The sequence below is a fragment of the Nonomuraea cavernae genome (assembly GCF_040655715.1).
Lineage (GTDB): Bacteria > Actinomycetota > Actinomycetes > Streptosporangiales > Streptosporangiaceae > Nonomuraea > Nonomuraea cavernae_A.
In genome coordinates, this window is the sequence record NZ_JBFAKL010000005.1 from 67,813 (window position 1) to 81,116 (window position 13,304).

Annotated in this window: 15 protein-coding genes; 7 read left to right on the plus strand and 8 right to left on the minus strand. The window is 70.0% G+C overall.

The features are described 5' to 3' along the window. Nucleotides 1-565: 565 nt before the first annotated feature. Nucleotides 566-1,561, minus strand: a complete 996-nt coding sequence (locus AB0I38_RS08945) for a CPBP family intramembrane glutamic endopeptidase (RefSeq protein WP_358464332.1) — start codon at nt 1,559-1,561, stop codon at nt 566-568. Nucleotides 1,562-1,661: 100 nt separating this feature from the next. Between AB0I38_RS08945 and AB0I38_RS08950 the strand changes: the two genes are divergently transcribed. Both AB0I38_RS08950 and AB0I38_RS08955 read left to right on the plus strand, forming a co-directional pair. After that, nucleotides 1,662-2,396 (plus strand): hypothetical protein, encoded by a 735-nt coding sequence (locus tag AB0I38_RS08950; protein ID WP_358464335.1) that lies wholly within the window; start codon nt 1,662-1,664, stop codon nt 2,394-2,396. Next, nucleotides 2,393-2,938, plus strand: a complete 546-nt coding sequence (locus AB0I38_RS08955) for a DUF6529 family protein (protein WP_358464338.1) — start codon at nt 2,393-2,395, stop codon at nt 2,936-2,938. Before AB0I38_RS08950 ends, AB0I38_RS08955 begins: the two co-directional genes overlap by 4 nt. Here AB0I38_RS08955 and AB0I38_RS08960 read toward each other — a convergent pair. Beyond that, nucleotides 2,935-3,873 carry an HpcH/HpaI aldolase/citrate lyase family protein gene (locus AB0I38_RS08960; RefSeq protein WP_358464341.1) on the minus strand — a complete coding sequence of 313 codons (939 nt, stop codon included), beginning with the start codon at nt 3,871-3,873 and terminating at the stop codon, nt 2,935-2,937. The two genes, AB0I38_RS08955 and AB0I38_RS08960, sit on opposite strands and share 4 nt — an antisense overlap. Before the next feature lie 56 nt (nt 3,874-3,929). On the opposite strand from AB0I38_RS08960, the gene AB0I38_RS08965 reads away from it, so the two are divergent. Next, nucleotides 3,930-4,298: a hypothetical protein gene (locus AB0I38_RS08965; protein ID WP_358464344.1), complete on the plus strand. Its 369-nt coding sequence runs from the start codon at nt 3,930-3,932 to the stop codon at nt 4,296-4,298. Between the two features lie 59 nt (nt 4,299-4,357). On the opposite strand, the gene AB0I38_RS08970 is transcribed toward AB0I38_RS08965, so the two are convergent. Next, nucleotides 4,358-5,305, minus strand: coding sequence for an EamA family transporter (locus AB0I38_RS08970; protein ID WP_358464347.1), 948 nt, complete (start codon nt 5,303-5,305; stop codon nt 4,358-4,360). Nucleotides 5,306-5,399: 94 nt separating this feature from the next. Between AB0I38_RS08970 and AB0I38_RS08975 the strand changes: the two genes are divergently transcribed. Further along, nucleotides 5,400-6,605, plus strand: a complete 1,206-nt coding sequence (locus AB0I38_RS08975; protein ID WP_358464350.1) for a magnesium transporter MgtE N-terminal domain-containing protein — start codon at nt 5,400-5,402, stop codon at nt 6,603-6,605. Next, on the plus strand, nt 6,602-7,072 hold the full coding sequence (locus AB0I38_RS08980; RefSeq protein WP_358464353.1) for a DUF1003 domain-containing protein: 471 nt from the start codon (nt 6,602-6,604) through the stop codon (nt 7,070-7,072). Before AB0I38_RS08975 ends, AB0I38_RS08980 begins: the two co-directional genes overlap by 4 nt. Here the strand turns inward: AB0I38_RS08980 and AB0I38_RS08985 are convergent. After that, a complete protein-coding gene (locus AB0I38_RS08985; RefSeq protein WP_358464356.1) occupies nt 7,056-7,526 on the minus strand; it encodes a MarR family winged helix-turn-helix transcriptional regulator in 471 nt (156 codons plus the stop codon). The genes AB0I38_RS08980 and AB0I38_RS08985 overlap by 17 nt on opposite strands. A 158-nt stretch (nt 7,527-7,684) precedes the next feature. On the opposite strand from AB0I38_RS08985, the gene AB0I38_RS08990 reads away from it, so the two are divergent. After that, nucleotides 7,685-8,821, plus strand: a complete 1,137-nt coding sequence (locus tag AB0I38_RS08990; RefSeq protein ID WP_358464359.1) for an Mrp/NBP35 family ATP-binding protein — start codon at nt 7,685-7,687, stop codon at nt 8,819-8,821. A gap of 108 nt (nt 8,822-8,929) precedes the next feature. Here the strand turns inward: AB0I38_RS08990 and AB0I38_RS08995 are convergent, their stop codons facing one another. The 4 genes from AB0I38_RS08995 to sigE all read right to left on the minus strand — a co-directional run bounded on the left by AB0I38_RS08995 (nt 8,930) and on the right by sigE (nt 12,443). Beyond that, nucleotides 8,930-9,295 carry a sec-independent translocase gene (locus tag AB0I38_RS08995; RefSeq protein WP_358464362.1) on the minus strand — a complete coding sequence of 122 codons (366 nt, stop codon included), beginning with the start codon at nt 9,293-9,295 and terminating at the stop codon, nt 8,930-8,932. Nucleotides 9,296-9,445: 150 nt separating this feature from the next. Further along, on the minus strand, nt 9,446-11,086 hold the full coding sequence (locus AB0I38_RS09000) for a S1C family serine protease (protein ID WP_358464365.1): 1,641 nt from the start codon (nt 11,084-11,086) through the stop codon (nt 9,446-9,448). 183 nt (nt 11,087-11,269) lie between these two features. After that, a complete protein-coding gene (locus tag AB0I38_RS09005; RefSeq protein ID WP_358464368.1) occupies nt 11,270-11,800 on the minus strand; it encodes an anti-sigma factor family protein in 531 nt (176 codons plus the stop codon). A 1-nt stretch (nt 11,801) separates the two neighbouring features. Then, on the minus strand, nt 11,802-12,443 hold the full coding sequence (gene sigE, locus AB0I38_RS09010) for an RNA polymerase sigma factor SigE (RefSeq protein ID WP_358464372.1): 642 nt from the start codon (nt 12,441-12,443) through the stop codon (nt 11,802-11,804). A gap of 161 nt (nt 12,444-12,604) precedes the next feature. Between sigE and AB0I38_RS09015 the strand changes: the two genes are divergently transcribed. After that, nucleotides 12,605-13,243 (plus strand): O-methyltransferase, encoded by a 639-nt coding sequence (locus AB0I38_RS09015; protein WP_358464375.1) that lies wholly within the window; start codon nt 12,605-12,607, stop codon nt 13,241-13,243. The last annotated feature ends 61 nt before the right edge of the window (nt 13,244-13,304 follow it).

Genomic DNA, 13,304 nt, shown 5'->3' on the forward strand with positions numbered 1-13,304 from the left:
TCGGCGAGCTGTACGGCCTGCGCCCTCTCGGAGGTTCCACGGGCTCGTCATCGTCCGGGATCGGCGAGGAGAAGGGCGGCAGACCCCAGGGAGAGGCCAGCGGTAAACCTCTGGCCCGGTCGTCGGTGGGCCCGGGCGGCGAGTGCCGGATCCGGGGCTCGTGAGGAGACTGCGACGAACCCTGGCCGTGCGGATCCGAGGCGGGCCTGCCTTCGGAACGCGGGTCGTCGTCATCCGGCAGTCGCCGTGGCGGGTCGCTGGGGCCGGAGGCCACGCGGCGCACCTCCTAGTCGCGCTTGTCGAGCGGGTCCAACCTGGTCAACCGGGCAATGAGCGAGCTTCCCGAAGGCCACTGGGACCGTTCCAGGGGTGCTCGTTCACTTTGATGTGCCTGTTTCAGCCTCCATGCACCAACAGCATGGAACAACGGCACGCGTCTACTCGTACCCCGTCGAACAGAGATGATCACCTCCGCCATCCTCGCCACCCCACAGGATCCAGATCAGCATGCCTGAGCCGGAATGGCGAGACCTCTCTAGCGAGATTCCCGGGACCTCGGCCCCACTTATCCCGAAATAGTGCCGATCGACCGTTTTTTGGCCAGATAAAGCACGCCAATTGTGAAGACGCCCAGCTGCACCACGGTTCCCACCAGCGACTGCCACGGCACCTCCCCCTGCTGCAACGCCTCCTCCAGCCTCCCGGACGCCGCGCTGAGCCCGAAGGCCATCATGTTGTTGACCACGTGCAGCCCGATCGCGGCCTCCAGTCCTCCGGTCCGCACCGCGAGCCACCCCATGACCACCCCGAAGCTGAACACGTCGATCAGCCCCACCCACGTGTAACCGTGCAACGACGCGAAGATCCCGGCCCCGATCAGGATCCCCCACACCGGATTACGCAGATGCGCCCCGAACGCCTGCAACACCCACCCGCGGAAGAGATACTCCTCGGTCGCCGCCTGGAACGGCACCAGCAGCACCATGGCGACGAGCGCGGGCAGGAAGGCCTCCCAGCCGACCCACCCGAACAGGTCGGAGGTCCCCGCACCCGTCAGGACGAGCGCGATCACCTGCGCCGTCTGCCCGAGCGCGAGGGCCAGCACCCCGAGCATGGCGAACCGCAGCACCCACGACCATCTCAGCCGCCCGGCGACCGAGGAGAGAGTCCCCGGCCGACGCCGCTGGACCAGCGCGACCGTACCGAAGACCAGTGGCAGGACGAGCGCGATCGACAGCAGCAGCACCACCATCTCCAGGACCGGGTCGCCGAAGTAGCCGCCGGGCCGCATCGGTGTGGAGACACCCAGGATCGTCGCGATCACCGCGCCCGTGAACACCACGAACACGCCGATCAGCAGGAACCCGCCGGCCAGGGTGATCGTGCCGACGATCTGCCGCCACAGGCGGGCGTCGGGGGTCCGGGCGAGCTGGTCGTACCTGGCGCCGCGCGGGGTCGGCATGAACCAGGACGTGGGCTGCGGCACCGGTGGATAGGGATAGGCGGGCCCGTCCGGCGGCCGAGGGCCGTACGGAACCTGGGGTCCTGGGTTCTCCTGCATCTTTACATTGTGTCCACCTGATGCGCATTAGTTCACAGACGGTCCGTCCATTTGGGCGGATGCTCGGGGAGGTACACATCTCGACCCTGGGAGCAATCAAATGTCAAGGCTGGGACCTGTCATCACCCTGGCGGCCGGAGCCGTGCTCGCCGCCGGGCTCGGTGTCGCCAGCACCACCGCGACACCCGCGGCGGACCCCACCGCCGCCACCGAAACCGCCACCGAAACCGCCACCGAAACCGCGGGCGACCCCACCGAGAACCCCACGACCGGCGGCGACGCGACGCCGCCCGCCGGGGAACCGTCCGCGAGCGCCAAGCCCACCCCGACCGAGACGACCGTGACGAAGATCGACTATGCGGGCCGCGTCACCGGCAACGGCGGCCTCATCGCGATCTCCATCCGCGGCGGCAAGGCCATCGGCTACTTCTGTGACGGCAGGACGGAGGCCTGGTTCAAGGGCACCGCCGGGGCCGGCAAGGTCGGCCTCGAAGGCTTCGGCGGCGCCGCGGCCGGGGCGACGCTCGGCGGCGGCAAGGCCAAGGGCTGGCTGAAGGTCGGCGGCAAGAAGTGGAACTTCGACGCCCCGACGGTCAAGAAGCCCTCCGGCCTCTACCGCGCGACCGCGCAGGTCAGGGGCGCCAAGATCCGCGCGGGCTGGATCATGCTGGCCCGGCCGCAGGGCGGCTTCACGCAGGTGGGCACCGCCTTCGTGGACGAGAGGCAGCTGAACGTGCCCGAGCTCAACAGCGAGCAGCCCACCGCCCCCGTGACCGTCGACCAGGCCACCCTCTACCCCAAGGACGTCGACGGCTTCATCCAGGAGATGCGATGACCACCACCACGCGACAGCCGTCTCACAGCCTCACCTCGCTGGTCGTGCCGTTGCTGGCCGGAGGCCTGGTGATGATCGCGCTCGGCGTCTACGGGCGGGTGCACGCGCCCACCGGGTTCGCCGTGGGCCCCGCGGGCTTCTCCGCCGCGCTGCCGATGAAGGCCTGGCTGACCACGGGCGCCTTCGTGCTGGCGTTCGTCCAGGTGGTCTCCGCCCTGTCGATGTGGGGCAAACTCGGGATCTCCATCCCGCCCGCCGTGCACCGCTGGTCAGGCCGGCTGGCCTTCCTGCTCACCATCCCCGTCGCCTTCCACTGCCTGTACGCCCTGGGCCTGCAGTACGACGTGCCCCGGGTGCTCGCCCACTCGCTGCTCGGCTGCTTCTTCTACGGAGTGCTGACCGCCAAGCTGCTCGCCCTGCCCAAGCGCGGCCTGCCGGGCTGGTCGTTGCCGGTGCTGGGCGGGCTCACGTTCACCCTGCTCGTGGGGCTCTGGCTGACCTCGTCGTTCTGGTTCTTCACCACGATCGGGCTGAAGGTCTAACCCTCCGGGCTGAAGGTCCTGGTGCGGGCCAGCCCGGCGGCCCGCCCCTTGGCCGCGACGACGAGCGCCATCTTGCGTGAGGCCTCGTCGATCATCTCGTCGCCCAGCATGACCGCGCCGCGCTTCTCCACCGTCGTGTAGTACTCGTACGCCTCGAGGATGAGCTCGGCGTGGTCGTAGTCCTCCTGGCCGGGCGAGAACACCTCGTTGGCAGCGTCCACCTGCAGCGGGTGGAGCACCCACTTGCCGTCGAAGCCGAGCGCGGCGGCTCGCCGGGCCACCCGCCTGAACCCGTCGACGTCCTTGATCTGCAGGTAGGGCCCGTCGACGACCTGGAGGTCGTGCATCCGGGCCGCCATGAGCAGCCGCATCAGGATGTAGTGGTAGGCGTCGCCCTCGGTGTAGCCGGGCGGCTGCTCCCCCACGACCAGGGTCCGCATGTTGACCGACGCCATGAAGTCGGCGGGGCCGAACACCAGCGCCTCCATCCGGCGGGACGCCCCGGCGATGGCGTCGACGTTGACCAGGCCGCGGGCGTTCTCGATCTGCGCCTCGACGCCGATGCGGCCGACCTCGAAGCCCATCGTCTTCTCGATCTGGGTGAGCAGGGTGTCGAGCCAGACGATCTCGGTGGAGTCCTGGACCTTGGGCAGGATCAGGCAGTCGAGGTGCGCGCCCGCGCCCTCCACGACCTCGATCACGTCGCGGTAGGTCCACTGCGTGGACAGGTCGTTGACCCGGACCACGCGGGTCTTGCCCGTCCAGTCGCCCTCGCGCAGCGCGGTCACGACGTTCTTGCGCGCCTCCGCCTTGGCCATCGGCGCGACGGAATCCTCCAGGTCGAGGAAGACCTCGTCGACGGGCAGGCTCTGGGCCTTCTCCAGGAAGCGTGGGTTGCTGCCGGGCACCGCGAGAACAGAACGACGAGAGCGCATGCGCACACGTTAACGGGGGCGCTCCGGAGCACCTGGGCCGGGGTTACAGTCGTCCTGTGAGCGACAACACCGCGGCCATCGAGGAGGGCGCCAAGAAGTCGGGCATCCTCTGGCTCACGCTCGACCGTCCACGCCTGGCCTGGCACGCCTGGCACGACGGCGGCATCTACCTCGTCACCGGGGGTGGCGAGCAGGTCCTGCCGGGGCTCGACGCCCTCGACCGGGTGCGCGTGACGCTGCGCAGCAAGGACAACGGCGCCCGGCTGGTGGACTTCGAGGCCGCGGTCCGGGTGGTCGACCAGGCGGCCGAGCCCGACGCCGTCGCCGCGCTGGCCAAGGAGCGCCTCAACGCTCCCGACAGCGTCCATCTGACCGACCGGTGGGCGCGGGAGTCCACGGTGCTACGCCTCACACCCACGGCCTGAAGCGCCCGCGGCCTGAAGCCCCGCGGCCTGAAGCCCCGCGGCCTGAGCGCTCGCGGGTCTCAGTTCACCCGCGCCGGCTCGACCGTCTCCAGCTCCGGCGCCGGGGATCGACGGGCCGAGGCGGTCTGCGCCAGCAGGGCGCCCGACAGGACGATCAGGCCGCCGATGACCTGGAAGACGCCCAGCGTCTCGCCCACCAGAGCCCAGGCGACCATCGCGCCGCCGATGACCTCCAGCGACGCCACCGTGGCCCCCACCGCCGCCGACAGCCGCCACACCGCGTTGACGCCCAGGATGTACGCCGTCACGGTGGCGATCAGCACCATCCACAGGTACGCCCCCAGCACCGGCAGCGTGACCCCGCCCTGGGGCGCGACCGAGACGGTGAACGACTCCCACGGGACGCCCCACGGCCGGGCGAACGGGAAGAGCACCACGGCGGCTCCGGTCATGCCCCAGGCGATCAGCCCGAGCGGGTCGACGTCGTCCCCGAAGCTATCGCTCATCAGGAAATATCCGGCGCAGCACGCCCCGGCCAGCAGGCCCAGCACGAGGCCGAGCCCGTCCAGCCGCAGCCCGTCCCACACCTCGACGACGATGCCCAGCCCCACCACGGCCACCACGGCCCCGACATAGGCGGCCCGGGCCAGCCTGATCCCGCGGACGAACCGCACCCAGAGGACCACCATCACCGGCGACATGTACTCCAGCAGCAGCACGATCCCCACCGGCAGCCGGGTGATGGCGAGGAAGTACAGTGACTGCACTCCGGCCACGGCCACGATCGCGTACGTCGCGAAGAACGGCAGCCGGGAGCGCGGGATCCGCAGCGCTGACGGTCGCAGCACGGCGAGGACGGCGACCAGCAGCAACCCGGCGCCCGCCATGCGCCACCACACGGCCTCGATCGGGGTCAGACCGGCCTCGATGAGGTATTTGGCCATGGGGCCGGAGAAGGCGAAACACGACGCTGAGACCAGCGCGAACGCGAGACCGGCATTCCGCATGCCGCACCATCCAGAGTAAGTACCGTTAGCAACGTATGATCCTGACACGTAGGGCGTTCCAGGCGCAACGCCCCTCCACTGTTAGCCTGCTCACGTGAAGATCTTCGCGGCCCGCCTGGCCGGGACCTCGGTCTTCGACCCCGCGGGCGATCCGATCGGCCGCATCCGGGACGTCGTCGTCGGCCTGCGCGGCTCCCGCCCGCCGAGCGTCCACGGCATGGTGGTCGAGGTGCAGCCGCGCCGCCGCGTCTTCCTGCCCATCACCCGGGTGCGCGGCATCGAGGCGGGCGCCGTGATCTTCACCGGCAAGCTCAACGTCCGCAGGTTCGAGAAGCGGAGCACCGAGACGCTCGTCATCGGCGAGATGCTCGACCTCGCCGTGATCGTCGGCGGGCAGCAGATGACCGTCTACGACGTGGCCATGGAGGAGACGAAGCCGTCGGTCTGGGAGATCACCAGCGTGGCCGTCTACCGGGGCAGGCGACGGCGCGAGGCCAGGGTCGTCGACTGGGACGAGGTGACCGGCTTCGACGTGCTGCAGAAGGACCAGGGCGCCGCCGGGCTGCTCGCCTCCTTCGAGTCCATGCGCGCCGCCGACCTGGCCAGCGCGCTGCACGAACTACCCGGCAAACGGCGGCTCGAGATCGCCCGCGCGCTCGACGACGACCGGCTCGCCGACGTGCTGGAGGAGATGCCGCCCCGCGACCAGATCGGCATCCTCAGCACGCTGGAGCCCGAGCGGGCCGCCGACGTGCTGGAGGAGATGGGCCCCGACGACGCCGCCGACCTGCTGCACGACCTGCCGCCCGAGGAGGCGGCCCGGCTGCTCGCGCTGATGGAGCCGGGCGAGGCGGCCCCCGTGCGGCGGCTGCTCACCTACCCCCAGGACACCGCCGGCGGCATGATGACCAGCGAGCCCGTGATCCTGCCCCCGACCGCCACGGTCGCCGAGGCCCTCGCGAACATCCGGCTCAAGGACCTCAGCCCGGCGATCGCCGCCCAGGTCTACGTGGCACGACCGCCCACCGAGACCCCGACCGGGGCCTACCTGGGCGTGAGCCACTTCCAGCGGCTGCTCCGCGACCCGCCCTCCACCCTGCTGGGGGCCGCGATCGACCCCTCGATCGACCCCATCAGGCCGGAGCTCAGGCTGCCCGACGTGGCCTCCTACCTGGCCAACTACAACCTCCTGGCGGCTCCGGTCGTCGACGAGCTGGGCAGGCTGGTCGGCGCGGTGACGGTCGACGACGTGCTCGACCACATGCTGCCGAAGGACTGGCGCGAAAGGCCGCACCCGTGACCAGCACCGACCGTCTCGACCAGCCCCGCGAGCTGCGCCGCACGCTGCGCCCCCACTACGACCGCGAGGCGTTCGGCAGGCTGTCCGAGGAGATCGCCCGCTTCCTCGGCACCGCCAGGTTCCTCGTCTACATGACGGTGTTCGTCGGGATCTGGGGGATCTGGAACGTCTTCGCCCCTGAATTCCTCCGGTTCGACCCCTATCCGTTCATCTTCCTCACGCTCATGCTGTCACTGCAGGCCTCCTACGCCGCGCCGCTCATCCTGCTGGCGCAGAACCGCCAGGCAGACAGGGACCGTGTCCAGTACGAGCAGGACCGCGAGACCGCCGAGCGCAACCGGGCGGAGATCGAGTATCTGACCCGCGAGATCGCCGGGCTGCGGATGGCCCTGAGCGAGGTGGCCACCCGCGACTATCTGCACTCCGAGGTGCAGCGGCTGCTGGAGGAGCTCAGGGAGCGTCGGTGAGGTCGAGCGCCGCCAGCTTGGCCAGCATCACGCGCACCTGCTCGATCTCACCTGGGGCGAGCAGGTCGAGGAACTGGCTCCTGATGCCCCGCAGGTAGGTGGGAGTGGCCTGAGCCAGCCGGGCGGCCCCGGGGTCGGTCAGCACGGCGTAGAGACCGCGCGCGTCGCTCGCGCACGCCTCGCGTACCACCAGCCCGTCACGCTGCAGCCGGTCGATCAGTCTCGTCAGGCCGCTGCGGGAGAGCAGCACCCTGCCCGCCAGGTCGTTCATCCGCAGCCGCCGCTCGGGCGCCTCCGCGAGCTGGAGCAGCACGTCGTAGGAGGCCAGAGCGAGGTCGTGGGCGACGAACAGCTCCGCCTCAAGATGGCGGGTGACCCGCATCTGGGCCCGCTGCAGCATCCGCCAGACCGTCAGCTCCTCGGCGGTGAGGCTCTCGTCGTGCAGAAGAGTCACGGAGTAACCTTAGAACGTTGCACGGACACCTAAACAGCTGCGGATTAACCGTGCCAGCGCACTGGTTCATACCATGGAGGGGCATCCTCACTGGCGTGCAGCGCCTGTCCTACATATATGACAAAGGAGGGACGGCACTCCCTCGTGCCGAGACTTCGATGGCACCAACCCAGGAACAGGTGACGGCAGCACTCGCCACCGTCATCGACCCCGAGATCCGTCGCCCGATCACCGATCTCGGCATGGTCAAGAGCATCGACATCGCTCCCGACGGAGTCGTACGCGTCGGCGTCTACCTCACCGTCGCCGGCTGCCCGATGAAGGACACCATCCGCCGCGACGTCACCGCCTCGATCACCGCCCTCGACGGTGTCACAGGTGTCGAGATCGAACTCGACGTCATGAGCACCGAGCAACGCAAGACTCTCCAGACCAAGCTCCGCGGCGACCGGGGGCCCGAGAAGGAGATCCCCTTCAACCAGCCGGGCTCGCTGACCCGCGTCTTCGCGGTGGCCAGCGGCAAGGGTGGTGTCGGCAAGTCGTCGGTGACGGTCAACCTGGCCGCCGCCATGGCCGCAAGCGGTCTCAAGGTCGGCATCGTCGACGCCGACATCTACGGCCACAGCATCCCCCGCATGCTGGGCGCCTCCGACCGGCCGACCAAGGTCGAGGACATGATCATGCCGCCGGTGGCGCATGACATCAAGGTCATCTCGGTCGGCATGTTCAAGCCCGAGGGCAACAGCGCGGTGGTCTGGCGCGGGCCGATGCTCGACCGGGCGCTCCACCAGTTCCTCGCCGACGTCTACTGGGGCGACCTCGACGTCCTCCTGCTCGACCTGCCTCCGGGCACCGGCGACATCGCCATCTCGGTGGCGCAGCGCCTCCCGTCGGCCGAGATCCTCGTCGTGACCACGCCGCAGATGGCGGCCGCCGAGGTGGCCGAGCGGGCGGGCTCGATCGCCGCCCAGACCCACCAGCAGATCGCCGGCGTCATCGAGAACATGGCGTGGCTGCCCTGCCCCCACTGCGACGAGCGCATCGCGGTCTTCGGCGAGGGCGGCGGCCAGACGGTCGCCGACGCGCTCACCCGCACCCTCGGCACCCGGGTGCCGCTGCTCGGTCAGGTCCCGATCGACCTGCGGCTGCGCGAGGGCGGCGACGAGGGCAAGCCGCTCGTGCTGACCGATCCCGACTCTCCGGCCGCCGCCGAGCTCCGCTCGATCGCGACGACCTTGAGCAAGCGCTCGTCCAGCATGAAGGGCCTCCGACTGGGCCTGTCGCCCAACCGCTGACGCCTCATTCACTTCGGGCCCGCTCGTCCACGAGCGGGCCCGCCGTGTTTCCCGGGCCTCAGGTCACCTTGGAGTCGTACGGCGGGATCTCGCCGTGCTTTCCCGGCGTCAGGTCGCCTCGGAGTCGTACGGCGGGATCTCGCCGTAGCCCAGCTCGTCGACCGGCTGTGGGTCCGTGAGGTGGGTCGCCGTGGCGGGCTCCAGCTCGCGCGGCTTGCCGTTCCAGTCCTTCTCCACGTCGTCCAGGAGGTGCTTGCGGACGAAGTTGCGCGGATTGAGGTCTGCCGGGTCGAAGTTGGAGAGCTCCGGCGGCAGCCCGGCCCGTAGGTCCTCGCGCGCGTTGTTGGCCATCCGGCGCAGGTTGCGCAGCGTCTCACCCGCCTGGGACGCCACCTGGGGCAGCTTATCCGGACCGAAGACGAGCAGCGCGATGACGATCAGCGCCCCGATCTCCATCCAGCCGAGTCCGAACACGGTGAGCTCCTACCGCAGTGAAATAGCTCCGAGGACGACCCCGGTCAATCCCAGACTAAGGGCTAGCCGGGACAGGTCGGGCGTCCGCCCACGCTGACGATTTCAAACCTGGGCGGCCCCGTCCAGGCCGGTGGCCCGCCGCACGCCCGATCAGGACGGGGTGGCGACGGGTTCGTCGTCGGCGGTCACGGTCAGCCTGGCGGTGCGCTCCTCGCCGTTACGCAGGTATTTGACGGTGATCTGGGAGCCGGGGGCCTTGCTGCGGATCAGCGCGATGAGCTCGTTGCCGTCCTGCAGGCGGAGCCCGTCGATCTCCATCAGCACGTCACCCTCCTTGAGGCCCGCCTTGGCCGCCGGGCCGTTGGCGTCGACCGGCTGCCGGCCGTCGACCCGGTCGGTGGTGATGCGGACGCCCTCGCCCTTGTAGTCGCGATCCAGCACGATGCCGATCTTGGGGCGCTTGGCCTTGCCGGTGCTGACAAGCTCCTCGGCGACGCGGCGGGCCTGGTTGACCGGGATCGCGAACCCGAGGCCGATGCTGCCGCTCTGGCTGCCGAGTGAGCGGCTCAGGGTGGCGATCGCGGAGTTGACCCCCACGACCTCGCCCTTGACGTTGACCAGCGGGCCGCCCGAGTTGCCGGGGTTGATGGCGGCGTCGGTCTGGATGGCGCTGATGTAGGCGGGCTCCTCGGCGGACGTGCCGCTCTCGTCTCCGGCGATGACCGGGCGGTTGAGGGAGCTGACGATGCCCGTGGTGACCGTGCCGGACAGGCCCAGCGGCGAGCCGACCGCGATGACCGGGTCGCCGACGACCACCTGGTCGGAGTTGCCCAGAGTGATCTCGGGGGTGCCGAACGTCTCCTCCGGCTTGACCACCGCCAGGTCGGATCCGGGGTCGCGGCCCACGATGCGGGCGGTGGTGGTCTTGCGGTTGTTGAACATGATCCGGATCTCGCCGCCCTTGGCGGCCATGGCGACCACGTGGTTGTTGGTGACCACGTAACCGTTCTTGATCAGGAAGCCGGAGCCGGTCGCGCCCTCGGTGTTGCTGCCGTTGCCGACCTCCAGCGAGACGACGCTGGGCAGCACGCGCGACGCCACCCCGGCCACCGAGTCGGGAGGCCGGTTGACGGCGCCGCTGGGAGCGGGACCGAGGCTGTAGGACGGATCGGTGCCGTCACCTCCCCTGGTCAGCAGGTAGGTGCCGACGCTGCCGAGCAAGGAGGCCATCAGGGCGATGACGACGGCCAGGACCACCATCAGACTGACGCTCGGGCCGCGCCTGACCGTGGCCGCGCCCGGCGACCCGGGAGGCGGCGCCCACCCCTGCCCCATCCCGAGCGCGCTGCGCGGAGGCGGCGGGGGCGCCTCGCCGCCGTAGGGAGGCGGGCCGGCCGAGGTGCCGAAGAAGGGGCTCTCGTAGGCGCGGGTGGGCTGCGGGCCCGACGGGTCACCGAAGCCGCCCTGGGCGGGCTGCGGGCCGGACGGGTCACCGAAGCCGCCCTGAGAGCCGGACGGGTCGCCGAACGGCCCCTGTGCGGGCTGGGAGCCGGGCTGTGGGCCGGACGGCTCACCGTGGGAGGCGGCCGTGTACGGCCGATCGGGCGGACCGAAGATCTCCGTGCCGGCGGAACGACCTGACGGATCGCTCCAGAGACCGAACGAGCTCGTCTCGGATCCCCAACCGGGCTGCTCCGGATGCTCATCAGCGGGCAGGAACTCCGGTCGCCCCTGTGAGCCGGGGAAGTCCGACGGTGTGCGTCCTTCGCCGGGGCGCGTCTCGTCGGTCATCTAACTCTCACCACTCCTTGCTCGGACACCGCAATCCTGGCGCGATCGGCATACGAGGGTCGTAAAGCAATTGTCAAGGATGCCCCCAGAAAATGGGCACACCTGACAAAACCCGAACCCAGATCGTATGCCCCCGTCACCGCCGACTACGCCAACCGAGTATCCCAGCTCACCGGGCCAAGGTCAGGGTGTGGGCATCGGCGGCGTGGTGACCTGCGGGGTCGCGGGCCGGTGCTGGTTGAAGAGTTCGACCGGCGGGTTGGGGGTGGTCTGCCCCACTCCCGAGGCGGCGAAGAACGTGCCGAGGGCGACGGCCGCCGAGACCACGCCCACCGCGACGTAGGTCGAGCGCCGTCTAGCTCCACGGCCAGGGCCGGAAGCGCCACCGGTCGCGTCCCTGCGCGGGCGGTTGTCCAGCGGGGCGATGCTGTAGGGGCCCGGGATGGGCACCCCGCCGAACGTCCGGGTAGGGAAAGGCCGCTCCCGGGGCGGCAGCGGGCCGCCCGGCTCCGACATCCGCAGCAGCGACATGGTGAGGTCGGCCGGCATGACCATGTCGTCGAGCGACCGCAGGCGCGACTTCAGCGCCCGCATCGACTCGACCTCGCGCCTGCACTCCGCGCAGAAGGTCAGGTGGGCCAGGGCGCGCTCGCGCTCGGTGTGATTGAGCTCACCGTCCACAAGCGCGGATACGCGTTCTCCAAGATGCGACATATCAGACTTCCTCCCCACGGGTCCCCGACGGGAATGCTGGCGGGGGGAGTTGTGAATTACGGGGTGCCCGATGGTCGAGCGCCTCCCGCAACTGCGCCCGGCCACGATGGATACGGCTCCGGACAGTGCCCAGCTTGACGCCGAGCGTGGCCGCGATCTCCTCGTACGACAGCCCTTCGATGTCGCACAGCACGATCGCCGCCCGGAAGTCGGGAGTGAGCGCGTCGAGCGCGGCCTGAACGTCAGGCTCGAAGTGGGCGTCGTCGAAGGCCTGGGCCGGTGACGGCTCGCGACCGCGCAGCCGTTCGGCCGCGTCGTCGGCGAGCCCTTCGAACCGGATGCGCTGCTTGCGCCGCGCCATGTCGAGGAACAGGTTGGTGGTGATCCGGTGCAGCCAACCCTCGAACGTGCCGGGCGTGTAGCTCGACAACGACCTGAAAACCCGGACGAAGACCTCCTGAGTGAGATCCTCGGCATCATGGACATTGCCGGTAAGCCGGTACGCCAGTCGATACACGCGGGCGGAGTGAGTCCGCACCACTTCCTCCCAGCTGGGAGGCGTCCAATCAGACACGGGAGTATCGGCCTGGTGGTCACTATCGTCCACCAGCACTCCTCTCTCTGGGACCACCGCTACCGCCATAGTGCCTGGTTTCGTCCCTTCGTGCGTACTGCCTGCCTTCCGGACCGGCAAAGCCCGTTTAAACCTGCAACGCCGGAGGGCGCTCCTGAGTTCCCGTCCGGGCGTGTCTCCCCTAGGCTGCGACCGGTGACCAATCGCATGAAAGTGGGGGGAGGAGGCCGATGACCAGTCCGGGAGAGGCCACTCTGGCCTATGCGGAGCAGTTCCATCACGAGGATGAGCTCCTGCACGCGGCGCGGCAGCGCGGGCTGGAGATGGGTGCCACGCCCATCCTTCCCGGAGGCGGGGCGGCGCTCTGCTTCCTGGCCACGGCGGTCAACGCCAAGTCGGTCGTCGAGATCGGCACCGGCTGCGGAGTCTCGGGCCTCTGGCTGCTCCGGGGCATGCGCCCCGACGGCACGCTGACCAGCGTCGACGTGGAGCCCGAGCACCAGCGGCTGGCCAGGCACGCCTTCGCGGAGGCGGGGTTCTCCGGCGGCCGGGTGCGGCTCATCGCGGGCCGTGCGCTCGACGTGCTGCCCAGGCTCTCCGACGGCGGCTACGACCTCGTGTTCGCCGACGGGGCCAAGCAGGAGTACTCCGACTATCTGGCCGAGGCCGTGCGACTGCTGCGGGTCGGGGGCATCGTCGCCTTCGACAACGCGCTGTGGCACGACCGCGTCGCCGACCCGTCCCAGCGTGACCCGGAGACGGTCGCGCTACGCGAGCTGGGCAAGCTCGTGCAGGGCGACGACCGCCTCCGCTCACTGCTGATACCGCTCGGCGACGGCCTGCTCGCCGCCGTCAAGATCGCCGACTAGCCTCCCGTACGCACGCCGTCCCGGCCATGACGGCGCTCGACGACACGCCCGGCTGCGAGCC